Annotated in this window: 19 protein-coding genes and 2 pseudogenes; 12 read left to right on the top strand and 9 right to left on the bottom strand. The window is 60.3% G+C overall.

Going from position 1 to position 23,334, the window contains the following annotated elements:
- Positions 1 to 318: 318 nt before the first annotated feature.
- The 3 genes from BLS66_RS20530 to BLS66_RS09485 form a co-directional block, all read right to left on the bottom strand.
- The gene (locus BLS66_RS20530; RefSeq protein ID WP_074725733.1) at positions 319 to 1,053 is read right to left on the bottom strand and encodes a hypothetical protein; all 735 of its coding nucleotides are present in this window, start codon (positions 1,051 to 1,053) and stop codon (positions 319 to 321) included.
- Positions 1,054 to 1,125: 72 nt separating this feature from the next.
- Positions 1,126 to 1,902 carry a hypothetical protein gene (locus tag BLS66_RS20525; RefSeq protein ID WP_143025146.1) on the bottom strand — a complete coding sequence of 259 codons (777 nt, stop codon included), beginning with the start codon at positions 1,900 to 1,902 and terminating at the stop codon, positions 1,126 to 1,128.
- Positions 1,903 to 3,180: 1,278 nt separating this feature from the next.
- A complete protein-coding gene (locus BLS66_RS09485; protein WP_074725731.1) occupies positions 3,181 to 4,305 on the bottom strand; it encodes a HEPN-associated N-terminal domain-containing protein in 1,125 nt (374 codons plus the stop codon).
- A 661-nt stretch (positions 4,306 to 4,966) separates the two neighbouring features.
- Between BLS66_RS09485 and BLS66_RS20520 the strand changes: the two genes are divergently transcribed.
- The 6 genes and pseudogenes from BLS66_RS20520 (at position 4,967) to BLS66_RS09460 (ending at position 13,082) form a co-directional block, all read left to right on the top strand.
- Entirely contained in the window at positions 4,967 to 5,794 is an 828-nt protein-coding gene (locus tag BLS66_RS20520) for a hypothetical protein (protein WP_143025145.1), read from the top strand.
- A 1,301-nt stretch (positions 5,795 to 7,095) separates the two neighbouring features.
- Entirely contained in the window at positions 7,096 to 9,633 is a 2,538-nt protein-coding gene (locus BLS66_RS20370) for a helix-turn-helix domain-containing protein (RefSeq protein ID WP_167357704.1), read from the top strand.
- Entirely contained in the window at positions 9,630 to 10,745 is a 1,116-nt protein-coding gene (locus tag BLS66_RS09470; protein WP_074725729.1) for an AAA family ATPase, read from the top strand. Before BLS66_RS20370 ends, BLS66_RS09470 begins: the two co-directional genes overlap by 4 nt.
- Before the next feature lie 3 nt (positions 10,746 to 10,748).
- Positions 10,749 to 11,204: pseudogene (locus tag BLS66_RS21060) on the top strand (TniQ family protein); the annotation flags it as partial.
- A 285-nt stretch (positions 11,205 to 11,489) separates the two neighbouring features.
- Positions 11,490 to 12,041, top strand: a complete 552-nt coding sequence (locus tag BLS66_RS20890) for a hypothetical protein (protein WP_244152976.1) — start codon at positions 11,490 to 11,492, stop codon at positions 12,039 to 12,041.
- A 63-nt stretch (positions 12,042 to 12,104) separates the two neighbouring features.
- Entirely contained in the window at positions 12,105 to 13,082 is a 978-nt protein-coding gene (locus BLS66_RS09460) for a hypothetical protein (protein WP_074725727.1), read from the top strand.
- A 218-nt stretch (positions 13,083 to 13,300) separates the two neighbouring features.
- Here the strand turns inward: BLS66_RS09460 and BLS66_RS09455 are convergent, their stop codons facing one another.
- Together BLS66_RS09455 and BLS66_RS09450 are read right to left on the bottom strand one after the other, a co-directional pair.
- Entirely contained in the window at positions 13,301 to 13,693 is a 393-nt protein-coding gene (locus tag BLS66_RS09455) for an MbcA/ParS/Xre antitoxin family protein (RefSeq protein ID WP_074725726.1), read from the bottom strand.
- A gap of 42 nt (positions 13,694 to 13,735) precedes the next feature.
- A complete protein-coding gene (locus BLS66_RS09450) occupies positions 13,736 to 14,218 on the bottom strand; it encodes an NIF family HAD-type phosphatase (RefSeq protein ID WP_074725725.1) in 483 nt (160 codons plus the stop codon).
- Between the two features lie 286 nt (positions 14,219 to 14,504).
- Between BLS66_RS09450 and BLS66_RS09445 the strand changes: the two genes are divergently transcribed.
- Positions 14,505 to 15,065: a cyclin-dependent kinase inhibitor 3 family protein gene (locus tag BLS66_RS09445; protein WP_074725724.1), complete on the top strand. Its 561-nt coding sequence runs from the start codon at positions 14,505 to 14,507 to the stop codon at positions 15,063 to 15,065.
- A 143-nt stretch (positions 15,066 to 15,208) separates the two neighbouring features.
- Here the strand turns inward: BLS66_RS09445 and BLS66_RS20885 are convergent.
- The 4 genes and pseudogenes from BLS66_RS20885 to BLS66_RS09425 form a co-directional block, all read right to left on the bottom strand.
- Positions 15,209 to 15,475: pseudogene (locus tag BLS66_RS20885) on the bottom strand (double zinc ribbon domain-containing protein); the annotation flags it as partial.
- 92 nt (positions 15,476 to 15,567) lie between these two features.
- The gene (locus tag BLS66_RS09435) at positions 15,568 to 16,908 is read right to left on the bottom strand and encodes a chloride channel protein (RefSeq protein ID WP_074725723.1); all 1,341 of its coding nucleotides are present in this window, start codon (positions 16,906 to 16,908) and stop codon (positions 15,568 to 15,570) included.
- A 123-nt stretch (positions 16,909 to 17,031) separates the two neighbouring features.
- On the bottom strand, positions 17,032 to 17,592 hold the full coding sequence (locus BLS66_RS09430; protein WP_208596520.1) for an HAD family hydrolase: 561 nt from the start codon (positions 17,590 to 17,592) through the stop codon (positions 17,032 to 17,034).
- 111 nt (positions 17,593 to 17,703) lie between these two features.
- A complete protein-coding gene (locus BLS66_RS09425) occupies positions 17,704 to 18,267 on the bottom strand; it encodes a DUF3658 domain-containing protein (RefSeq protein WP_074725722.1) in 564 nt (187 codons plus the stop codon).
- 160 nt (positions 18,268 to 18,427) lie between these two features.
- Here BLS66_RS09425 and bioB point away from each other — a divergent pair, with 160 nt between their 5' ends.
- The 5 genes from bioB (at position 18,428) to bioC (ending at position 23,266) form a co-directional block, all read left to right on the top strand.
- Positions 18,428 to 19,471: a biotin synthase BioB gene (gene bioB / locus BLS66_RS09420; protein ID WP_049461377.1), complete on the top strand. Its 1,044-nt coding sequence runs from the start codon at positions 18,428 to 18,430 to the stop codon at positions 19,469 to 19,471.
- Positions 19,472 to 19,538: 67 nt separating this feature from the next.
- Positions 19,539 to 20,762 (top strand): 8-amino-7-oxononanoate synthase, encoded by a 1,224-nt coding sequence (bioF, locus tag BLS66_RS09415; RefSeq protein ID WP_049468838.1) that lies wholly within the window; start codon positions 19,539 to 19,541, stop codon positions 20,760 to 20,762.
- A gap of 18 nt (positions 20,763 to 20,780) precedes the next feature.
- On the top strand, positions 20,781 to 21,560 hold the full coding sequence (bioH, locus tag BLS66_RS09410; RefSeq protein WP_057493941.1) for a pimeloyl-ACP methyl ester esterase BioH: 780 nt from the start codon (positions 20,781 to 20,783) through the stop codon (positions 21,558 to 21,560).
- A 29-nt stretch (positions 21,561 to 21,589) separates the two neighbouring features.
- On the top strand, positions 21,590 to 22,369 hold the full coding sequence (locus BLS66_RS09405; protein ID WP_074725721.1) for an SDR family oxidoreductase: 780 nt from the start codon (positions 21,590 to 21,592) through the stop codon (positions 22,367 to 22,369).
- Between the two features lie 12 nt (positions 22,370 to 22,381).
- Positions 22,382 to 23,266, top strand: coding sequence for a malonyl-ACP O-methyltransferase BioC (bioC, locus tag BLS66_RS09400; protein WP_074725720.1), 885 nt, complete (start codon positions 22,382 to 22,384; stop codon positions 23,264 to 23,266).
- The last annotated feature ends 68 nt before the right edge of the window (positions 23,267 to 23,334 follow it).

Genomic DNA, 23,334 nt, shown 5'->3' with positions numbered 1-23,334 from the left:
CTCCGGGGCGAGAAGCGGACATTAGATCAACGCTATGGATTGAGCCACTCCATTGACCCGGTTGCAACATCAACTAGATAGTACCAATCCGTCCTGCCGTTGATCTTGTTGGCCTGGTCGAACGAGACAACCGGGCACTGACCTGGGACGACTGCTCCACAGACCAGCGGAAGGGCCAAAGTGTCCACTTCGGGTCGAATCGGAGAATAGCACCGGGCCAGGCGCCCACGCAGTGCTGATGTCCGCTTCCGGCCAGTAGCGGACATTCAACGCCTTAGTTAAGCGGCGCCGCGAAGCGGCATCGGATTGAACGAATTGTTAGCCAGCACTCTCTTCATTTGGACTCAAGCCAATGACGTTCAAAAGCATTCTCCCAAGTGGAGTTGTGCTGGGCGAGTGGTACGAGAAACTTTTAGTGAATGCGTCGATCTCGGGCTGCTTATTGCGATCTAACTTAAGATTTCGTTGAAGCAGTCCAAGGCCTTCTAGGTGTGATTTGTAACTCTCTTGAAGAGTGTGCCGGTCTTGTTCAACTTGGGGTGCGCCGATGTAGGCCCTGGCCGGCTGCAAGATGGATTTATGGGTCTTCCAGAACTCATCTGGCGCGCCGATATATGACCCAATGAATGAACGAAGCCAGATTACTTCAACGTCGTTGATCTCACCAAGAATTCGAAGAAGATGACGAGAGTCGTTTTGGCTTTCTTCCTCTTCCGTGAGGCTGTGTGAAACTAGAGATGCTAGGTACTCTCTGCGTTCATCGCTTGTCGAGCGCGCCGCCTGTCGCATGGCTTCTTCTGTGAGTTCTGCAAATTTTTCGTCAGAGAAACGACGATGAATAAAATCATCTTCCAATTGGTTGATTCGCCTATCCAAAGCGGCGGCAAATTTTGTGATTCTGTCAATTCTTTGATTAGGAATGATCGTGCCGGCTAATTCAACCAGCAGCGATCCAGCAAATGGAACTGCACCAAGAATCGACTTTGCCCCAGCTGCTACGTAGTCGATTGCTTTATTCTTGATTTCGGAAGGGCTGGAAGAGTCGTCTGTCATGTGCTGGCTAACGCCTGAATTAAGCCGCGGAGCGGCATCGGCTTGAACGAATTGTTAGCCGGTCCTTGTGCGCTAGTGATGCGCAAAGACCGGCTGCCCATTGCTTGTAGAGCGAGCGCCGCAAAGAACCATTGAGGCGGCCAATACCTGCCAGAATTCCTCATAGTCCGCGTTTCGTCCTTCGTCTTCAGCGGCCCAGAAGAACGGAACGGTCCCGCTTGGATCTCGGCCTGTGTTGGCGAGAACAATGTCATGCATGCGCAGCAATCTGAATTGCAGGAAGTCAGAGTAGAGCAGCCGCGTAACTGACTCCATTACCTCAGGTGAGAGGTAGGCGGAGTAGATCTGCAACGTGGTCGTGATCTCTCTTGCCCCTTCAGTCGCGGCTCGCTGGAGCATGGTGTGCCATTTGATCTCGGCAAAAGAGCCATCCGCGTACGGCGATGAAGAATTGAGATCTAGCGAGGCCAGGATACTTCGACGATCAGTGGAAAGGAGGTCCAGTGGGGACTCTGGGGTAGCGCAATGCTTTTGCCAAATTGCCGAGTAGGAAATTGGATGGACGGTATGGTTAATCGCCTTTAGCAATTGTGACCTACCAATTGCGGCAATCTGTTCCTTGGTTTTTTTGCTTTTTGCCTGATCGCTCTTATTCCGCGCCGTAACCAAGATAGATGCCACGAGCGCTAGAAGACCTATAGCCAGAACGCTCCAGCCAAAGGGCGTGAGCTTTAGTAGTCCGCTCGCCTTTGAGTCCCACTTAGGAGAGCCGATTACGGCTGCAACCGCCGCTATGAAAGCGATGAGTGGCGGTACATAGTCGAGAATGGTTGAGCGGAGCTTTTGCATTTAGCGGCTAACGCCTGAATTAAGCCGCGCTGCGGAGCGGCGGCGGCTTGAATGAATTGTTAGGTTGCTGCCGATAGAAGTTTGACGGCAACCAATGAAAGCCCCTGAAGCAGCGCTGCTGTCCCTGCGGCAGCCGCCCCCACCTACTCCACATCAATTGGCAACGTGCTGTGGCAATGAAGGCGTCGCCGAAAACGTCAATCTCCGGATGGCCATGACTCTGTCCTTCCGGAAGTAGCTTCACTCTTACCACGGACGATATGTACCAAAATATTGCTGCCAAGAACGCACAAGCCATAGAGCCCTAATTGAAGGCTGCGCTGTAGTCAATCGCCATCATCCCCCCCCCTGAATTCGTTCTGAGCAACCTAACTACCTAATAGACGGACCCGTGGGTCCGGTTATCCGACTTACCCACAAAGCACCGCATGGTGGGCTTTCCCCTTGATACAGCTCGATCTTAGGGCGGCGGGGTCCAGCTAACAAGCCAGCGTATGACCGGACCCAGCCGTGGGCTCAGGGACCATCGCAAGCTCGCTCCGGTAGAAATGCAGATGTCCGCTTTGGGTCGATAGCGGACTCTAGCATTCTTGGTCGCGCCGCCTGGCGCCGGCATGTCTGCTTTCGGCCAGAATCTCACGCTGTGAGACGCCTGATGCTGATGATCGCTCAGTCGACCACGAGATGGGCGGGGATCATGGAACGAGGAAACTGGGTGGTGGTGCGAGCGTACGGTCTATCGGCGTCGCTGCTGGTGCTGGCCGCGCTATGTGTAGCCATGCTTTCAGCTTGGCCCCAGAACCCTCTGCTTGCTGGTCTGAAGTCCATGGCCAGCTTGGTGCCTGTCGGCCTTGTGGCCGCAAGCCTGGGGCTGATGGGGATGGCTACCTACCGGCTGCGCAGGTGGCAGCGTGGTGCGGGCCATGACTGCTCTCATTGCGGTGGGCCGCTCGGCCCCGAGCGTGCCGGCCGCGCCCGGATGGGAGGTGCCTATCGGCGCTGCTATGCCTGTGGCTCCAACGTCAACCATCGACACTACCAGTAGACGGCAATGATCGGGCCGGTCGGGTGCTGTCCAGGTTCAGCCACTTGAGCGCAGTGGTTTGAGTCACGAGGATGGCGTACTCCAGCATGGTGCCGCCTGCGGCAACCTTGGCGCGATAGAAGCCGATCAATCGAGATCGTTGCCAGAAAGTCTAAGCCCGCAGGAAGAAGGCCATTGCCAAGCAGGGCTAGTGGATCCCACCCAAGCGGTGGGTTGGAACAGCGCCTTCACATCTAGACGGCACCACTGAAAGAGATAGCCTTGAATCGATTGTGCTGGAAGGGGCTCCCTGACGGGAAAATTACCAGATTCACTCCGCCTGGGTGGGCCGCACTTGGGAAGATTAGTCCGTCGATGGAAACGCCATCGTCTCGGGAAAAAGACTGAGCTACGTACTCACAAACGATCTGCGAGGGGACATAGTCAACATGTTCTCTGCCATCCTTATCGACAGGCTGTGTGATTGCCGTCACGAAGCCGGTCAAGAACAGCGCCCTGATGCGCTCAGACCTTAGGTCAGTTGCAAAGACGGAGGGCGCTCGGGGAAGCTCCACCAAGTCCACAACGTTAAGCAGTCGATCGGTACGGAAGACCGCGGTCGCGGGCAACGTGCCTTCGGGGGCCGCGCCGATCTCCGCAAGGGCGGTTTTCGCATCGAACGCGGCATAGAAGTATGGGATCCCTGCAGGGTTCATACGGCCGGCCGTGGCCTGCTCTTTCGGAGGCGGCCCTAGGGTCGCCCCTGATACCTCAATGGATCCGTCAGCCGGGAGATACCTTGCCCTGTACAGTTCCGTTCCGGTATCGAGCGGCCTGATCAAGGAGCTTATTTCCACACCGACGACTTCCAGCATGTCGGCGACGGGTATCTCCTGCGAGTCCGTATCCGTACGAACATTTCGGAAGTTGAATCGAGTCTGATGCTTCACCGCATAGGAGAAGCTCTTCCAGGAGTGGAGCATGAGTTCCTCGTCCTGGACATCCGCCCAATGCCCGCGCGCAGCTTCAACCCAGTATCCAGTGACATCAGCCTCGACAATATCCTCACGCAGCGCGTCGGCCGGATAGAAGCCGAGCTCGTCCAGAACATCGTCCGTGTCCAGGGTGGGAACGATCCACCCTCCGTCCATCCAAGGAGTACCCGCATTTGCAGGCTCGGCGTAGTACTTTCCCACCACTTCGTAGAGGTGTTCTTGAACGTGTTCGACAGCAAGAACAGGGATGCTGCTCTTGTCACAGTAGTCGCACTCGCCTTGGCAAATGTTGGCCTTCGACAGTCGCCAGATATCTGCCTGATTCAGGCAATCCTCGCAGGTGCTCCCCTCGATGGAGCTCCAGCCTCTCTCCTGATCCTCCATCCATTCGTGCTTTGCCCGTCCCATTGTTACGCCCCCGAGCGACCCATGCTGGCGCGAGTATAGCTACAGAGAGCGATGTCTTTGGTCGAGGCGGCCGGTCCTTGGGGCGGCTTCCAAAAGGGGCGCAAGATCCTACGCCGGTCCCAGGCACTGGGTAGCCGCTACTCATATCGGAGGCAATTCAGTTCTAGAGGGCAAGCCCAGGGCGCCTAAGTGCTTAAAACTATAGAGGAGGGGCTAGGGGTTTGGTATGCGCAATCTAACTGCCAGTCGCGCAATTTATGAACCAGTCGCGTTCAATGTGAATCGTGACAGAGGTTGAGCTTGATCCAACTATGAAAACCGAATCAGACACCCACAACAAGAGCTTCAACGACCGCCTCTACGACGAATACCTCAACGAGCAGTCATTCCGGACAGTACTGCACGCCGGCACCGAGATCGAAACCTGATGGCGGGAATACGACGTCGAACGACAAAGGAAGATGCGGAGCACTTGGCACCAGCTGCCCTAGCCCAACAGATGGCGATCAAGGCCACTGCAGTGCGACTTGGACTCCCCTGATCTCTGCTTCTGAAATCAGGGCATGCGGGAATCACCAGGCAGTCGATAGCGAATTTTCATATACAATAAGAGCATGTAAATCAAGTGTGACGAAATATGAACTGGATTGCGGGTGTCGATGAAGTAGGTTCTGAAACTCAAATGTCAGAAGGCTGGACTTACGCCATCCTGCCTGACATCGCCATCTCAGCAATTGATCGCGCCGTTTCAAGTTGTGACGTCAAAAATTTTCACGGGAAGAAATTCAAGAAGGCACAAGAGTCGCAGTATGAGACTTTTCTTTCTGCAGCACGGGATGAGCTGATTAAACATCAGAACTCATCTCTAACATTTACGCTTCTTAATCTCTCCTGGAAGAGTACGTTCATTGATTTCTCGAACCGGCTAGTTTCCGGGGGGCTGGGAGGCGCGGGCGTGAATGATAGCGATGCGCTAGCGATAGCCCAGCACCTCTTTCCCGGCCTTATCACTTTCCAGCGACTTACAGCGTCATCAAATCTGGAAGCTATCGATATTGAGATAGATTCAGATGATATTTCCAATAAACTCTCGCTGAATACAGTCTTGATCAATGGACGATCCGTGCCGGTAGCCAATCTTCTGCGCTGGGCATACGAGGCGCATAGAAAACAACGGTTTCAAGGCTCACCCAGACTCGGCACTGGCGGCATTCGCGCGTTGAGCGACGCCAAATCGCGCGCCATCCAATTGGCTGACGTATTTGGAAACTTCGCGCTTTCCTACATTTTCGTCCAGCATGGCGACCAATCCAAGAGTCGCATCGTCAAGGCGGGAATATTCGAGAGAGTTTTTGGTAACGAGATCAAGCCCGGCCCTATCCTTAGCGATACAAGGTTGTCAGGTAAAACCTTGAATGATATTGAGATTTCTCATTCGGGCGCGCTGACACTGCGGCTGGGCTAGTAGCAGAAGGCGAGGAAAGGTTACGTCGCCCGAGGGAGCGACCGCACAAGTACCACCAGTAGACCAAAACGTGATTATCGATCGCATCCGCTCTATCACCTCTATCCCAGCGTGGACGTGAGCGTACTCATCTACGATCGACACTCCTGACCTCTGATCGAGCACGACACTTCCAATGCTGCTTCGTCGAACATCCTGGTGTGCCCAGTCTCATTTCATCAGGCACAGAGCCGTGATCCACGCCGCAGCGGATCACGATAGTGCCGCATAGCACGATCATCTTCGGACGACTCCTGGCGCTTGGAGCATAACTGGCATTTTGACGCAGCCTAGCGCTGGCGCACACAGACTTTGGTTAGTTCGAAAGGGGGTTATCGGAATCGGAGGCCCGACAAACGTGCTACCCAGGGCCCAGTGGGCAACTTGAATGCTGTTTCCACAGGGAAACAAAGTTGGCCCACACCGCGCGCGGAGCATCCCAATGTTTCCCCGGGGAAACATCTCTGAAGCGTGCGGTCGCGAAGGCAGCAACGTTAAGTTTGCGCACATTCGACCTCGTCCGTGAGAAATCGCGCATCACGACATCGAAGTTGCGATCCGCAAACGTGCTTTCGTAACACACCTTAAGCCCTCGCAACTCCCTGATTCGTCAGGAAGTCAAAATTTCTGTCGCAAGCCTCAGATGGATGCTCATCAGCAAAGCATGCGGAACCTGCGCTACTGATCTTTGCTATCCGCGGGAAATCGTTTAGGTTCTCCCGATGCACAGTTCAATCCAGTTGCTGGCCCTTCGCGCAACCAGCGAAGACGATCTGGCAGAGCAAATCACGATGGATCACGGCCTCTTCGTGCCAGTGGCTGACGCTTGGCAGGCACTGGGCTATCCGTCGCAGGGAGCTGCGCGCCGAGCGGCCGCCAGCGACAGGCTAGGCATGGAGTGCATTCAGATCCCAGGGAGAAGAGCCCGCGTGGTGAGATCTGTCGATCTGGCCCATTGGCTCTTCCGTCACTTTGGCAGGTCAGCATGACCACAAGTACGGCAACCGACACAGGAGGCTGCGCACTGAATTAGGCCGAACCTGAAAAGCAAAGCCCGTGCTTAGGGGCACGGGCTTCGCCTACAACTGGGCTTGTCTGCTTTGGAGGCTAGACGAGCCCAAGATAGGATCTTCTTGGGTGCCCGTCAAGGCGGGACGGCTTTGCTTTGCGCCTAGAAAATGGGCAAGTCAAATGTACCGCGACAAGCCGATCAGGCCGGGGAGGGCGAAGGAACGACACCCTCAGTACGACCGGAGGACTTGGTGCGCTCCGATCTGCTGGTGTGGACCCCAGCTTTCACGCCCCGCACGCGTGAACGCCACATTGCCCCATTGCCACAAGAGGAAGTTGAGCGCCACGCAAGATCTCTTGGTGTGACTCCTCCTGGGATCGAGTATCTGATCTCGGCCATCCTCCTCCCCCCGGCCAGAAAGGTCGGAAACTCGCACGGAACAAACCGAATTGGCGAACGCCATGGCTACGTCCAGGGGAGCTTTCTCTCAGAGGACTCTGAAGCGCGTGTTCAGACCGAGTCAGATGGTGAGATGGCCTTTGCGGAGATCGTGTCCTGCAATCCGTCTACGTTGATCCTCTTGGATCAGCCCAGCACTGTCGCGGTGACCTACGCCGACTCAATTGGTCGCCGACAGCCACGTAGGTATACGCCAGACTACCTATTGGTCATGTCTGACAGAGTGGTCGCGATTGAAGTTAAGCCCTTACAGGCACTCCTGAAAAACCACCAACGTCGTCCAGACCTTTGGACGTTCCACGATGGAAGATTTTCCTTCGGCCCCGCAGAAGACCACTTCGGATCCATCGGTATCGACCACGAAGTTGTTCCGACTGAGACAATTCCTTGGATTCTCGCCCGTAACCTCTCTCTGTTGGCACCCGTCCCCCACCCCATCACCGATGCCGACCAGGCGGCGATCAAAGCAGTGCAACGTGCGGTTCATCGCAGGCAGCCGGTGTCCATTGAAGGGGTAATGAACCATTGCGGTCTGGCGAGCGGACTGCCGGTACTCCAGGCCATTCTGCTGCAGAAGGTATACGTGGATCTCTCCCGGTGCTGTCTGTGGGAACCCGACTCCTCCACAATCTGCTCAACCCTTGACCGGGCCACAAAGATTGGCATTGCGATCGAGCAGAGGGATCACGTGCTGCAGAGAGGCCTCGGCGAGGCCGAGCAGCTGTTCAATCCGCGATACCTTGAGAAAATTGGGTTCCGGCTTGCCGTCATCAACGGACAGGCCCTGGCCCTGTTTCCCGAATCAGCTGGGGTTAGCGAACGAACTGTTCAGCGCTGGCGCGCGAGCTATAGAGATCATGGACTAGCAGGACTCGCGCCAAGATCAGAGAACGCCGGCCGCCCCCGCTCGATTACGGATGTCAATCTTGACACCGCAGCTTGCCAGATAGCGTCTGATCGATCGTCAGGGAATGGGGTGACGATTGAGAAGTCCTATGCGAGCTACTGCGTGACAGTGGAGAGCATGAGCGCAGGGCCGCATGGGCTTCATCCAATGTCCAAGGCGTCCTACAACCGGCTATGGCACTTACGCGATCACAACAGGATCGACGCACTAAGGGCTGGAGGTAAACGAGCTGCCAATGCGGACGCGGGGCGTGTGGCCACTGAGAAACAAGCTCCACTTGCCGTCATGCCATTCCAGATCGCCCAGGTAGATCACTGCACTTTGCCCGTGGCCTGCGAGGCAAAGGGCGACGCGATCCTCAGCATGCTAGTTGACCAAGTGAAGGAGGAAGTACTCGCGTGGATAATTCTGTTCTCACCGCCAAGTTCGACTACAAACGCTCTACTCCTGCGCGATTGCGTCCGCAGGCATGGACGGCTTCCTAGGACGATCTACTCCGACGGCGGTAGCGACTTCCGCAGTGATGCCTTCCAGCTATCCCTTTGGGATCTCAAGATCAACTTCCTCCAGCGAGGAGCCGCACACCCGAAAAGTGGGAGTCAGGTTGAGCGTAGACATAACCTAGTTCAGGAAGCGGCCATTCGTGGAGCAACAGGCTTCAAGGTAGACGTAAAGAGCAGCCGCGCCGTATCTGCTAGTCATAGCCCTGAGGCCAGAAGTAAGCAACTGCGTAGCCGAGTTCTCAAGAAAGTCTCCTTGGCTATAGACATGATCAACCAGGGCACTGCGTGGGAAGGTGCGCCAAGCCTCATCGACATGCGCCATCACCTAGAGAAGATCTATGGAGAACAGGGTGTTCCGGTCAAGAAGGATCTCCATTTCTTCATTACCACTTCACCCTTCATTGAAATCCGCGGCTACACCAACCCTCGGGGCGCCATCCGCTGGGATCAGCGCTACTTCACCTCGACGGTCCTTATCTCGAAATCCATCACGGTTGCGAACCTCTCACCTCGACTTGATCCAGAGAGTGACGGCAACGTCATCTACTTCTATCTCGATAAAGCTTGGCATAGGGCAGTCTGTCGGAAGCACAGTCTTCGCGCAGGCATCAGCGACGAACTTCTCTCCGGAACCGCATCATTCGCCACCAGACCTTCGTCAGAAAGGGGGATCCATCCAATGCACAAGGCGATAGAGATGGAGCAGAGAGCATACGATCAGGCGGCGCGGGCTGATGACTTCGTTCCCACTGAAGGCTCTGTAAAGGCAGGCAGGAATTCGGAGCTCTCGGAACAGTCCAGACAGGGCTTGGCCGACAGTGAGCAGCTTCCTCCGACTTGCACATCCAGCCCGTGTGTGGACGACGGCTGGGATGACGTCCAGCCGGCACCTGTGGATCCTGCGACAGGTATCTCATGACGGCAGAGCCAACGTCATTCGAGCGCGATCTTGATCGCATCACGCCAAGACTCATCGGAGTTGTCGGGCATCGCAACTTCATAGCGACGGAGGTATTCCTTAGAACATTCTGCGAGAACATCGGCGGAGGAAATATCATTGCGATCATTGGCCCATCAAACTGCGGGAAGTCTCTTCTTCTCCTGAGGCTAGCCAAGCATCTCCGAGAGGTTGTCTTCAAAGCGGCAAAGCCAGAGTCAACACCCATCATTGGCGCTTTCGTCCTGCCTTCTAATGATTCTCGCGTAACGCCGAAGTACGTGATTCAGATGCTGCTCGGCGATGCTCGCCATCCTCTTTACGATCCGGTGAAGCTAGAGCAGTCGCGCCATCGCGGAAGTGCTGGATCCAAGACTGAGGCCGACCACCTAAAGCTGCTCAGGAACCTGTTCTCCATCAGCAGGATCGAGTTCGTACTGCTGGATGACGCACAGAGCATTGCACGCACGAAGAACGAAGAGTTCGGAGCCACGCTTCTGGAGGCCCTGAAAGTACTGTCAGGGCCGGGACAGAACCTCGTCCTCACCGGGGGATATGAGCTACTTGGTCCACTGCTAGCCCACAGAGCACACCTGGCAGCGAGAGTTACGATTGTCCATTTGGCCCCCTATGAGGGCGAGGCTGACTATGGCGCTTGGCAGAGCATCATCAAAGCTATCGAAAAGGCCAACCCCCATGGCATCGGCGAGGGTGGCGCACTGAGATCCTGCAGTCGCGAGCTCTACATCCAATGCCATGGGTGCATTGGTGTTCTGGACAAACGTCTCCAGCAGGTGATTGCGTACGCAGCCGCCTGTAACGAAAGCATCACCGCTAAGATGATTCGCGCAGTCAAGCCGGTGCAGGCCGAATGGTCCACGATTGCGAAGGACATCGAGCTTGGCAAGGCCGCCCTTGCTCAGGTTTCGGATGTGATCACGCCCGGAGCACCTCACATCGACTCAAACCGCGAGGGCGGCCGCTCCTCAGAGCGCACTGAGGGCACGAAGAGCAGCACCAGCCAAGCACGTAAGAATCGACCCGCCGGCAGTCGTCCATTCCAGCGAAAGCCTGCACGAGTTCCAGGAGGCTGATTGATGAACACCTTCTTGCTACCTGTCCAACCCCTATCGTTTGGAACTGTGGAGACCGAGTCGCTCTCGTCCTTCTACTCACGAGTGGCGATTCTTCACGGATACGGCAGCTCGCAGCTCCTACGAGCGCTGCGGGGCGCCTTCAATCCAGGTGCCGCCGCCGACGGCGAGTCCAGGCTTTACACGGGCAATGGGCTCAATGGCACAGGTCAATGGGTAAGGGGAGTTTCGGATCTCCTGGAACGGGGACTTGGCAGAACCGACCTCAGCAGGCTCACGTTGTTCGCGCTTCCGTCACACCTCCCCAGGACGAGCCGGAGCGTGCGTGCTGGAACAAAGAACATCGCGCGTCTACGCACCTGGTGCGAGATGTGCTTGTTGGAAGATGCCAGGCACCATATCGGTGCACATGACCGGCTGATCTGGAGCATCAGCTACATCGAAAGATGTCCATTCCATCGGGTGCGGCTTCGCGCCAGCTGCCCATCCTGCTTCCAGCCTCAGAAGTACCACAACATGAGGCTCGGCCTTGACCATTGCTACTCATGCAGTTCGTTTCTCGTTGGTGATAGAAGTCTCATCCAGCCGGACTTGCATCCCCACTACGGAGAGCAGGAGTGCGTAGAGCTGGTTTCCGCTATTGCATCCGGAGACATCTCCAGTATCGCCCCCGATGTTGTCCCCCGGTTCTATCGCACGTTGAATGCGATGTGTGTACCTTTACACCGAATTGATAGGCGCAAGATGAAGGAGAAAGTTTCTTCTCGGGGAGTGAAGAACTCCTCGACTTTGAGCAACTTGATCGATATTTCCGTGCGACACCAAGTCTCGATCGTGCAGCTTGCGACTGAGCCTGAGCTTGCTGCAAAAGCCTCCTTCGGACTGGCTCTGGCCTGCCCAGGCAAAGGGGTTCCCTTCGAAGGGCGTAGTTACAACGAGATCATTGATGACGTTCGCGCACTAATGGAGAGGGGACTTGCTGCCCCTGATGGAATCCGCATCCCAACACTCGCTGAGATCTCTACACTGTTTCACCTGCGCAGCTTCTCGTTCCGACTTGAGTTCCCAGACCTTGCTCAGAGCTACGTAGGGAAAGTTAGACGACAGGCGCAACTGATGCTACGGCGAGAGACGGGCATGGCGCTAATTGAGCGTCTTGAGCTAGAAGGGAAACTCCCATACCTCACCGATGGAGAAGTGCGGAGCATGCTCGAGGACGAGCTCGACATGAGCCACGGATCAGCCTGCACGCTGCTTCGTCAATGTAGGCGGAGGCGCACCGCCCGAACTCCTTAGACTGCCGAACCTTAGCGCACTGACCCCATCCTTAGTCCAACAAGGCTCAATGGAGTAGAAAGCATGCCCCACCTTCCGAGCAGCATCTCGAAGCGTGCCTTCTCAGCACTTGCAAGGATCGGTGAGATTAGTGAATTTTCCAAGCCTTCAATCCATTCATTGGATCAGGACGAGATCCTCAGTAAGAGCTTCAGCTTCCTCGAGTTTGAGATGCGCGGAATGCGCGTACTCCTAGCCTGCTCGCGCGGTGGGCACAAGTTGGACTGGATAGTAGCCATGCACCTGGCCTACCGAACATCAGGGCTGTACGACATAGTGACCGTCTCAGCTGAGAATCTTGTGACCGCGGAGCGGGTGGCATTGATGTCCGCCGGACTGTCCTACATAATCATAGATCGAGAGATCTTCATCCCAAATCTGAGCGTCAACACTGCCGCAAGAACTCCCGCCCCCCTTCCCAGTGCCAAGCTGTCGGTCGCGACACAGGCCGTGCTTACTCATGCGCTCAACAACGGCAAGTGCCGCTATGAGATTTCCGGGACGTTAGCCGAACTCGCAATTCCGCTGAAGCAGCTCCGCTGTGTCAGCCACGAGCTAGTTCTTGCCGGAGTTGGCGCAGTAGATCGCATCAGAGCAAGGTCTCATGTCGAGATGGATGAGTGCAGTGTCACTTGGGCGAGAGTGGAGCCAATGCTGTCGACTCCGGTCATCGAAGTTCTACGTGTTCCCACGCGCTCCGCGGCGCGCCTCGGACAGATGCGCGTCGCCGGTGAGGCCGCTCTCTCTTGGAGGGAGTGCAGCCAAGACGAGCATCCGCGTCACCTTGCAATACACCAACGTTTTCTGCGGTCAATGGGCAGTGGTCTGTCACCTTATGACGCAGGTTCATTCGCCGAAATTGAGATCTGGAATCGCTGCCCAGCGAGGTTGAGTCCGCATACCACTCAGGTTGATCCCATTTCGCTCTATCTCTGTAGACGCCGTCACGCCACGCTCGCTGAGCTTGGCCGACTGCGGCAGATCATCAGCGAAAGATGGTAGATGACATGACCACCCAAACTTGATCGGCACGATGAGTGCTGCACATTCTTCACTTGGTGACCTCATCGCGAGCGCACTGTCCTTATGTTCGGCGTCCGCTCTCGTCAGACCCTGCCCGAGATCGGAACGCTGCTTAGAAGGAGTTCGGAAAGGCAAGAAGAGGGCCGGTTTTGTGTCTACTTCTCCAGCGTCCGTTCTGTAGGCTGATGTAGGAAATTTCAGGGGGCGGAAATCCCTTGAGCCTCCAGGTACTCACGAACAGTGGCAAGTTCGCCGATCCGACCCGCACACATCAAGCGTAACGCTGTGTCTCCGTTGAAAGGAGCACCGGTGTTTGGACGGCGTACCCAAGTGTTTGCTTGCTGCTCATTAGGGAACAACGTGTGCAACGCACGATAGATACCGAGCAGATAACTGATCCGTTCTAGCGTCTCAGGCAGGAGGTCATTCACCTCGAACGCCTCCAATCGTGCCTGCGCGACGCTCACAGGTACTCCAAGAATACCCGCTTGTTCTTGATGGGTTAGATTCCAAGCTTCTGCAATTTCCATGAACGCCCGCAGAGCTGGCGCCGCAATGCCGGCCGCGCTTCTTTCATTGGGCCTTCTCATTGTACCGTTCTCATGGGTGCTCCTAAGCCGTGTTACTCCCTGTTAGTACCCGCCTGGCCGAGCTGACCCCTTCTGATGGGGCGGCGCCAAGGTGTTTTCCGTTCTGGTCCGTTCGACCAATCGTCGACGTGCAATGCTGAAACCATCGTCGTCAGGCGAATAGGGAGATCCAAACAGCGGAATCTGAACCCAGAGATGCTCTTGTCCAGGGTGTACGTACGGACCATGATCATCGAGCAGCAACGCCTCGCCCAGGCAAGGTGTTACAAGACGGAGGTCCTTTGTCTTTCCCGTCCAGTGAACGTAGTGCAGACCTGCGAACCAATCGGGGGCACTGCCCTCCCGACGCAGTAGATTGGCAATGCTCCGAAAGCGCTCCTCCGACACAGTTGTGAACATCATCAACTGACTGAATTGCGATTGAACATCTTCCAAGAACTGATGGAGGCCTGGCCTTGGAATCTGGCTGATCGCGTTGGAGATAAGCGTTCCTTCGAGGTCTAACGCCAAGATGGTCGGCTTCATTTTCTGCCTCTGCTAAGGGTGCATCCGTATACCTTGCTCCCGAGGTCACTCACTGTCCATATCGTGAGCCTACTGGTACGCAATTCTGTTCTTGCTGGTACGCACATCGCGTGAGCCAACTGGTACTTCTTGCATGTAGCTCGCAAAGGGACCACCTTAACCAAGCCGTGTCCCAGCGATCCACTCTGGCGAGAGACAATGCCAGACCTGACGGATCAACGCAGCAAGCCTTGCATCGCCCGCTTGCATCACGGCTCTCTTTCTTCCCGCGACGAGGGTGCCGTACATGTTTAGAACTAGCCTCTCCCATCCGCTACATGTCGCTACGCTCGCTGTAGGAAGTAATGGCGGCGCGATAGGCGTGACATTCGCACCGGGGAAGCATCAGAAGGCGGCCATGACGGGAACATGGAACCGCGATCTCAACGTGGATCTACGCGCGATTCACAGATGGGGGGCCACACACCTGATTTCCCTCATTGAGCCGTGGGAATTCGATGAGCTCAGGATCGTGGAACTGCCTCAACGAGCAACAGCTCTAGGCATCGCATGGTATGGGCTTCCAATTGTGGATGGTGCAGCTCCCGACAGGATCTTCCTGAAGGAATGGCAGGTACTTGGCCCAGCACTCTGTCAGGAGCTTCTGGGTGGACGTCGAGTTGTGGTGCATTGCAAGGGCGGACTCGGGAGAGCTGGCACCATTGCTTGTATGTTGCTACTGGAAACGGGGATGGCTGCGACTGGCATGCAGGCCATGGACCTAGTCCGTCAGGTTCGACCTGGTGCGATCGAGACACGTGAGCAGGAGGATTTCATCTGCGCCTGGAACACAGAGCGTCCGATATAGGACCAAGTATGCGACGCAACGCTCCAAAGGTGTACCTCAGCTAGAATTGAGTGGCACGTAGCTTTTGGACTCTACCGCAACTATCGGAAGAGATCAGCGACAAACATTGTGGAATTCTGCCGCCAATCATTTCTAACGTGCGTAGGCAGGTACAGCAGGCTGGCATGCGTGGCCCTCTGCGGCGGTGCTTCCTCGCGGCAGCTGCCGCAGACGATCAGGGCCGCGTCCGGCAACGGCAGCGCACAACGCAGGCAGGCACGACCGGCCCAGGGCAGTTCGGCAAGGCAGGCGCGGCACAGATCGAGATCATCATGGCCCGGATCGCCGCAGACCAGGCAGCGGAGTGGCAGCAGGATGCCCAACAGTGCGCGGGAGACACGGGTTGCCGAATGCAGGAGATCAATACGCATCCCCCATGCTTCATCGCGCCCCCCCGTGCGGCCATCGGCGAAGGACCGATGGCAGTGTCGGGGCTGCCCGCAACAGCGGAGGGTGCTACCGATCAGGAAGGGCGTTCGCCCTGCACAGGCCCGGTTGATGCAACGGCCGACGCCAGCAACACCTCCGCCAGCCCACGGTAGATCGGCACCCGGCATACCAGCCCGGACACGCCCCGCGCGATCAGCACCGTGGCCAGGATCGGCAGCAGCAGATCACCACTATCGGTCAGCTCCAGCGAGATCACTGCCGAGGTCAGCGGTGCCTGGGTGACGCCGGTCAGGTAGGCACACATGCCCAGCAGCACGAACGCACGCGGATCCACGCCCGGCATCAGCACCGCCAGGTTGTGGCCCAGTCCCGCACCGACCGCCAACGCCGGCGAGAACAGGCCGCCGGGAATACCGGCCACGTACGATGCGAGGTTGGCCAGCAGCTTCATCAACCCGAACTCGTGGCCGACCATCGCCTGCCCCTGCACCAGGCTGCGCGCCTGCTCGTAGCCGGTACCGAACGCGCCGTCGCCGAAGGTCAACGCCAGCGCCACCACCACCAGGCCGCAGCCTGCCGCCAGCAGCACCGGATGCCGCTGCCGCAGCTGGCCCAGCCAACGCGGGCGGCCCGCCGCACTGGCCAGCACCGCGCGCGCGAAAAGGCCGCCCAGCAACCCGGCCACCACGCCGCACAGCAGGATCGCCAGCCAGCCCTGTCCCAGCGGCAACCGCGCGCTCACATGGCCGAAGTAGGTGTAGTTGCCGAGCAGGCCCAGCGACACCACGCCGCCGACAATCACCGCGGTCAGCAGGGTGCCGGAGAACCGATGCTCGAAACGGCCGCTGAGCTCCTCGATGGCGAAGACGATACCGGCCAGCGGCGTGTTGAACGCCGCGGCAATGCCCGCTGCACCCCCGGCCAGCAGGAAATGCGAGAGCTCGCGGGGATCCTTGAAGCCGAACCAGCGGCCGAACAGGTACATCAGGCTGGCACCCACATGCACGGTCGGGCCCTCGCGGCCAACGGACGCGCCACCGAGCAGCGAAAACGAGGTCAGCAGCAGCTTGCCGGCTGAGACCGCAGGCGACAGATTGGTCTTCCGGAAGGGCTCATCGGGCTTGTCCAACGCAGCGATGACCTGCGGAATGCCGCTGCCCCGCGTGGGTTTCAGCACACCGGACGTGAGCCAGGCCAGCAGCGCGAAGATGCCGGGCGTTAACAGCAGGGCCCACCATGGCGAGTGCGCGGTGATGCGCTGGAACAGATGGAAGGCCGCGTCGCTGGCCTTGGCGAACAGGATGGCCACCAGCGCTACGGCCACAGCGCCGCCCCAGAGCGCGGCACGACGGCGCCAGGCTTCGCTGAGAACCAGCGCGGTGATGCGGCCGCGGAGGCGATGGAGATCGGTCATGGGGCACAGTCTGCGCGCCAGCGCTTGCGTTGGGCAGCGGCTATTGTGGCTGCAGGCCTTGCAGGATGCGGTGAAACGCGCAAGTGCGGGTGCTCGCCGATAGCACCTGCCGTGTGCAGATACCTACGCGTGCAGACGCTCCCGCCACCGGCGCTTCTCCACCGCACGCACGTTGGGCTGCTGCCGCAGCCACTCCAGATATCGCTGCAGATGGGCCAGCTCGTCATCAGCCGGATCACCGGTGAACTCACGCACCTCGACCAGATTTCCGTAGTTTCTGGCGTACTTGCCGGGCGTGTCATCGATACCGATCATCTGCTCCAAACGGAAGCCGTGGCGCTTCAGCTTGCCCAGCCGCTTCTGCGAGGTGTAACCGCCGGTTTCCCAATCACGGGCCATGCTGCACCGCGGCGCGGACCACAGGAACGCCAGCGGACGCCCCGGCATCAGCCGGTCCACCAGCGGTTCGGCGTACCGTTGCCCGGACGACGTCCACACACCCACCGTGAAATGGGCAAACGCATAGTCGAGGAATGCCTGCAGATGGGGCCGCAGGTAGACGTGGTAGCCGACGAGGCGGAAATCCGCGGGTCGCTCCAGTTCACGCTCGCTGGCATGCACCAGCGTCTCATCCAGATCGAGTATCAGCAGCTTTCCGCCCTGCGGCATCGTGTCCGGTTCCATGCGCATCCTTCTTTGCCCTAGCTGCCGCCATCTTCTGGATGAACTTCAGCATGTGTCCTTCCAGCAGGTAGATGTAAGCACAGTTCCAACGAGGTCCTGGTTGGCGCAAGCCTACTGCCGGATGCGCACTTCGCAGCAGCCCATCCGCGTGAGGTCGCCCTGCGCCTGCAACACGCCCCGTTCCACCAGCATGCGTACACGCTGTGCATAGAACACATCGGGAATTCCCGATCGGCACTTCGGTTGCAGCGACATGACCATGCCCACAATACAGGCGATCTTTCGGAACTGCCCGTCGCAGAGGGAGAACAGCTGCTCATCGATCGAGGCGATGTCCTCGTTGGTCAGCGCGGCGATGTTCTGCCGCGCCTGGTCAGTGAGATGGGCATCGTTGTCGGAGCGCTCGTCCGTATCGCGCAGGCAGCCATTGATGGCCAACAGGCGAACCAGCACATAGTGGCCGAAAGCCTCGAGCTCCTCTTTCGGCAACGTCGCCGGATCGAGCTGCCCTGCCGGGTAATCCTTGAAGGTCACGAAGACGTGGTGCTTCCACTGCCCTGGCGTGTCGGACTGGCGCAGATCATCCAGCACCACGCGCAGGCCGCCGTCGGGCAGTTCGGCAAGACTGCACAGGACGGCATCACGGCGGGGCGGGTAGGTCTGATAGCTGTCCAAGGGAAACTCGCGAATCCGTACGCAGCAGCAAACGTACACCGCAGAGTGTCGTTTTAGCACCCTTTTACACCGTAAACTTAGAAATCGGCAATTTGGTTGACAGTCCGAGGGCGCCCACCCACACTGCCGCCCTCGCTCCACTCGTATCCAAGGTCCCGCCATGGCTGCTGCCATCCGCCACGACTGGCAACACGACGAACTGCAGGCGCTGTTCGATCTGCCGTTCCCCGAGCTGCTGTTCCGCGCCGCCGCGGTCCATCGCGAGCACTTCGACCCGTCGCAGGTGCAGGTGTCCACCCTGCTGTCGGTGAAGACCGGCGGCTGCCCGGAAGACTGCGCGTACTGCCCGCAGGCACAGCGCTACAGCACCGGGGTGAACGCGCAGAAGCTGATGGACACCGACGCGGTGCTGGCCAAGGCACGCCAGGCCAAGGCCGCTGGCGCATCGCGCTTCTGCATGGGTGCCGCGTGGCGATCGCCGAAGGACCGCGACATCCCGAAGGTGGCGGCGATGATCGCCGGGGTGAAAGCACTGGGCCTGGAGACCTGCGCCACGCTGGGCATGCTCAGCGGCGAACAGGCGCGCGCGTTGAAGGACGCCGGCCTGGACTACTACAACCACAACCTCGACACCGCGCCGGATTACTACGATTCGATCATCCACACCCGCCAGTACCAGGACCGCCTGGACACGCTGGCGCACGTGCGCGATGCCGGCCTGAAGACCTGCTGCGGCGGCATCGTCGGCATGGGCGAGACGCGCGCGCAGCGCGTCGGCCTGCTGCTGGCACTGGCCACGCTGCCGGCGCATCCCGATTCGGTGCCGATCAACAAGCTGGTGCAGGTGGCGGGCACGCCGCTGCATGGCAGTGCCGAACTGGACCCGTTCGAGTTCGTGCGCATGATCGCGGTGGCGCGCATCGCCATGCCGCGCTCGATGGTGCGGCTGTCGGCCGGTCGCGAGGCGATGAGCGACGAACTGCAGGCGCTGTGCTTCGTGGCCGGTGCCAACTCGATCTTCTACGGCGACAAGCTGCTGACCACCGGCAACCCGGAGAGCGAACGCGACCTGGCCCTGTTCGCGCGGCTGGGGCTGCAGCCCATGGCGGTGCAGGTGGATGCCGAGGGCCACGACCGCGGTGGCACCGTGCACGCCGATATCAGCGCCGAAGCGCCCGCCTGTGGCTGCGCTCACGCGGCCTGAGACGGGCCGCAAGCAGGCGTCGCGGCAACGCGCTACCCTAGCCGCCCCGTCGCTGCATTCAGCCGCCATGGCCCGCCCCGACCTGACCGCCCGCCTCCACGCCCAGCGCGCCCTGCGCGATGCCCAAGGCCGTCGCCGCACGCGGCGCACGGTCAGCCGTCGTGATGGCGTCCGCCTGGAGGTGGACGGCCAGTGGCTGACCGGCTTCTGCAGCAATGATTACCTGGGCCTGGCCCAGCAGTTCAGCGTGGTCAATGCGCTGCAGGATGCAGCGGCGCGCGAAGGCGCCGGTGCCGGCGCCTCGCACCTGGTCTGCGGCCACCACGCCCTGCATGACGCGCTGGAACGCGAAATGGCCGAGTGGCTGGGCTATCCGCGTGCACTGCTGTTCGGCAGTGGCTTCGCCGCCAACCTGGCCGTGCAGCAGGCGCTGCTGAGCGAAGAGAACGACGTCTGCGTGCAGGACAAGCTCAACCACGCCAGCCTGCTCGATGCGACGCGGCTGGCCGGGGCACGCCTGCGCCGCTATCCGCACCTCGATGCCGAAGGCGCGATGCGCCAGCTCAAGCATGCGCCTGACGGTGCGGCGATGCTGGCCACCGACGGTGTCTTCAGCATGGATGGCGACATCGCACCGCTGCGCGCATTGTCGCTGGTGGCGCGCCTGCAGCAGGCGCTGTTCTATGTGGACGATGCGCACGGCGTGGGCGTGGTCGGTGACGGCCGCGGTGCCGTGGCCGCCGCCGGACTGGGCGTGGACGATGTGCCGCTGCAGCTGGTCACGCTGGGCAAGGCACTGGGCGGTTCCGGCGCGCTGGTGCTGGGCCGCGACGACCTGGTCGAACACCTGGCCGAAACCGCACGCCCGTACATCTACACCACTGCGATGCCACCGCCGCTGGCCGCGGCTGCACTGGAAGCGGTGCGCCTGGCGCGCCGTGACAACTGGCGCCGTTCGAAACTGGCCGACCTGATCGCGCTGTTCCGCGGCGAAGCGCGCCGCCACGGACTGGACCTGATGGCCTCGGAAACGCCGATCCAGCCGCTGCTGTGTGGTGACGATCATCGCGCCATGGCGATGTCCAGGGCACTGGAACAGGCCGGTTGGCTGGTCGGCGCGATCCGCCCGCCCACCGTGCCCGAAGGCAAGGCACGCCTGCGCGTCACCCTGTCCGCGCTGCACACCCCCGAGCAGGTGCGTGGCCTGGTGGAGGCCATCGCCAGCGCGCGCGACCGCGTGGACCTGGCGATGCGCGACGCCGCGCCGCCGCCATTGCCTGTCTTTGCCTGAGCCTGCTGTCGTTTTCCCATGCATATCGATGTCACCGGCCAGGGGCCGGACCTGGTACTGATCCATGGCTGGGCCCTGCAGGGCGGTGTGTTCGCGCCGCTGGTGCAACGCCTGGCCGACCGGTTCACCCTGCATTGCGTTGATCTGCCGGGCCATGGCCACAGCCGCGAAGACACCACGCCGTTGCGCCTGCCGTTCGTGGTCAACGCCATTGCCGCAGCCACGCCGCCGGCGGTGTGGTGCGGCTGGTCGCTGGGCGGCCTGTTCGCGCTGCACGCCGCCGCGACACTGCCGAAGGTGCGTGGGCTGGCGATGATCGCGGCCACGCCACGCTTCGTGCGTGGCGATGACTGGCCGCATGCGGTGGAGCCGGCGGTGTTCGAGCAGTTCGGGCGCGAGCTGGCCACCGACTTCGGTGGCACCCTGGAACGCTTCCTGGCGCTGGACGTGATGGGCTCGGCGCACGCCCGCGAGGAGCTGCGCACGCTGCGCCAGCACCTGGTCGAGCGTGGCGCGCCCAGCGAACGCGCCCTGCTGGAAGGCTTGCGCCTGCTGGAGAGCACCGACCTGCGCGGCGCGCTGCCGACGTTGGCCAGGCCCAGCCTGTGGATCGCCGGCCAGCGTGACCGGCTGGTGTCTCCGGCGGCGATGCAGGCCGCCGCGGCACTGGCCCCGGGTGCACAGGCACTGACCATCGCCCATGGCGGCCACGCGCCGTTCCTCGGCCATGCCGACGAGGTAGCCAGCGCCCTGCAACACTTCGTTGCCGGCCTGTCACCGGTCGATGGCGGACAATGAGTCCCCTCCGAATTCCGCAGGATTGACGCATGGATCTGGGTATCAACGGCCGCTGGGCACTGGTCTGCGGCGCAAGCAAGGGGTTGGGCCTGGGCTGCGCGCGGGCGCTGGTGCGCGAGGGCGTCAACGTGGTGATCGTGGCCCGTGGTGAGGCAGCGCTGCAAGTCGCAGCCGAAGCGCTGCGCGCCCTGCCCGGCGCGGCGGAGATCCGCGCGGTCGCCGCCGACGTCACCACCGAGGCCGGCCGTGCCGCGGCGCTGGCCGCATGCCCTCAGGTGGACATCCTGGTCACCAACGCCGGCGGCCCACCGCCCGGCGACTTCCGCAGCTTCGAGCGCGATGACTGGATCGCCGCACTGGACGCCAACATGCTGGCGCCGATCGCGCTGATCCGCGCCACCGTCGACGCGATGATCGCGCGTGGCTTCGGCCGCATCGTCAACATCACCTCGTCGGCAGTGAAAGCGCCGATCGACATCCTGGCGTTGTCCAACGGCGCGCGCAGCGGCCTGACCGGCTTCGTCGCCGGCCTGTCGCGCCGTACCGTCGCGCACAACGTCACGATCAACAACCTGCTGCCCGGCCAGTTCGACACCGACCGCCTGCGCGCCAACTTCGCCCACAGTGCGGGCAAGGACGGCAATGCTGCGGAAGTGGCCGAACGCCGCCGCCAGCAGATCCCCGCCGGCCGCTTCGGCACGGCGGACGAATTCGGCGCCGCCTGCGCCTTCCTGTGCAGTGCGCAGGCCGGTTACCTCACCGGGCAGAACCTGCTGATCGACGGCGGCGCCTACCCCGGTACGTTCTAAGAGACTCTCGCAATGCCGTCCCATTTCGATGCCCGCCATGTCCGCCGCGCGTTCGCCCGCGCTGCCAACAGCTACGACGCCGCCGCCGCTCTGCAGCGCGAGGTGCAGGCGCGGCTGGTGGAATCGCTGGACTACCTGGAAGCCCGCAAGCCGGAGGTGGTGCTGGACATCGGCGCCGGCACCGGCCACGCCAGCGCGCTGATGAAGAAGCGCTGGCCGAAGACGCAGGTCATCGCGCTGGACGTCGCATTGCCGATGCTGGACCAGGCCAAGCGCCAGGCCGGGTGGTGGAAGCCGTTCCAGCGCCTGTGCGGCGATGCCGCCGCGCTGCCGCTGGCCGACAACAGCGTCGACGTGATCTTCAGCAACCTGTGCCTGCAGTGGGTGGACGACCTGCCGGCGGTATTCGCCGGGTTCCGTCGCGTGCTCAAGCCCGGGGGCCTGCTGTTGTGCTCCACCTTCGGCCCGGACACGCTGGTGGAACTCAACGAGGCCTTTGCGGCCGCCGATGACCGCCCGCACGTAAGCCGCTTCGCGCAGATCGCCCAGTTCGGCGATGCGCTGATGATGGCCGGCTTCCGCGACCCGGTGCTGGACCGCGACCTGTTCACCCTGACCTATGACGACCTGCCCTCGCTGATGCGCGAGCTGCGCGCGATGGGCGCGACCAACGCACGGGTGGACCGCCGCCATACGCTGACCGGGCGTGGCCGTTTCGCCGCAGCGGCAGCGGCGTATGAACCGATGCGCCGCGCCGACGGCAAGCTGCCCAGCAGCTGGGAAGTGATCTACGCCCACGCCTGGGCACCTGACCCGGGCGCGCCGATCCGCGAAGGCGGGCATGACGTCGCCTCGGTGCCGGTGTCGGCGATTCCGATCCGGCGCAAGCAGACCTGATCGCCCGGTCGTGCCGGCCGCTGGCCGGCAACCTCACGATTCCCTGGTGGATCTCTGCCGGCCGGCGG

It is taken from the genome of Stenotrophomonas pavanii, assembly GCF_900101175.1.
GTDB lineage: Bacteria > Pseudomonadota > Gammaproteobacteria > Xanthomonadales > Xanthomonadaceae > Stenotrophomonas > Stenotrophomonas pavanii.
This window is presented reverse-complemented; position numbering and strand designations above follow the sequence as displayed.

Coding starts and splice junctions, on each gene's coding strand:
- BLS66_RS09435 (WP_074725723.1), bottom strand. CDS start 16,908: ATGACCGATCTCCATCGCCTCCGCGGCCGCATCACCGCGCTGGTTCTC.
- BLS66_RS09450 (WP_074725725.1), bottom strand. CDS start 14,218: ATGAAGCCGACCATCTTGGCGTTAGACCTCGAAGGAACGCTTATCTCC.
- bioB (WP_049461377.1), top strand. CDS start 18,428: ATGGCTGCTGCCATCCGCCACGACTGGCAACACGACGAACTGCAGGCG.
- BLS66_RS09455 (WP_074725726.1), bottom strand. CDS start 13,693: ATGAGAAGGCCCAATGAAAGAAGCGCGGCCGGCATTGCGGCGCCAGCT.
- BLS66_RS20890 (WP_244152976.1), top strand. CDS start 11,490: ATGAAGGAGAAAGTTTCTTCTCGGGGAGTGAAGAACTCCTCGACTTTG.
- BLS66_RS09430 (WP_208596520.1), bottom strand. CDS start 17,592: ATGGAACCGGACACGATGCCGCAGGGCGGAAAGCTGCTGATACTCGAT.
- bioF (WP_049468838.1), top strand. CDS start 19,539: ATGGCCCGCCCCGACCTGACCGCCCGCCTCCACGCCCAGCGCGCCCTG.
- BLS66_RS20525 (WP_143025146.1), bottom strand. CDS start 1,902: ATGCAAAAGCTCCGCTCAACCATTCTCGACTATGTACCGCCACTCATC.
- BLS66_RS09445 (WP_074725724.1), top strand. CDS start 14,505: ATGTTTAGAACTAGCCTCTCCCATCCGCTACATGTCGCTACGCTCGCT.
- BLS66_RS09485 (WP_074725731.1), bottom strand. CDS start 4,305: ATGGAGGATCAGGAGAGAGGCTGGAGCTCCATCGAGGGGAGCACCTGC.
- BLS66_RS09405 (WP_074725721.1), top strand. CDS start 21,590: ATGGATCTGGGTATCAACGGCCGCTGGGCACTGGTCTGCGGCGCAAGC.
- BLS66_RS09470 (WP_074725729.1), top strand. CDS start 9,630: ATGACGGCAGAGCCAACGTCATTCGAGCGCGATCTTGATCGCATCACG.
- BLS66_RS20530 (WP_074725733.1), bottom strand. CDS start 1,053: ATGACAGACGACTCTTCCAGCCCTTCCGAAATCAAGAATAAAGCAATC.
- bioC (WP_074725720.1), top strand. CDS start 22,382: ATGCCGTCCCATTTCGATGCCCGCCATGTCCGCCGCGCGTTCGCCCGC.
- BLS66_RS20520 (WP_143025145.1), top strand. CDS start 4,967: ATGAACTGGATTGCGGGTGTCGATGAAGTAGGTTCTGAAACTCAAATG.
- bioH (WP_057493941.1), top strand. CDS start 20,781: ATGCATATCGATGTCACCGGCCAGGGGCCGGACCTGGTACTGATCCAT.
- BLS66_RS09460 (WP_074725727.1), top strand. CDS start 12,105: ATGCCCCACCTTCCGAGCAGCATCTCGAAGCGTGCCTTCTCAGCACTT.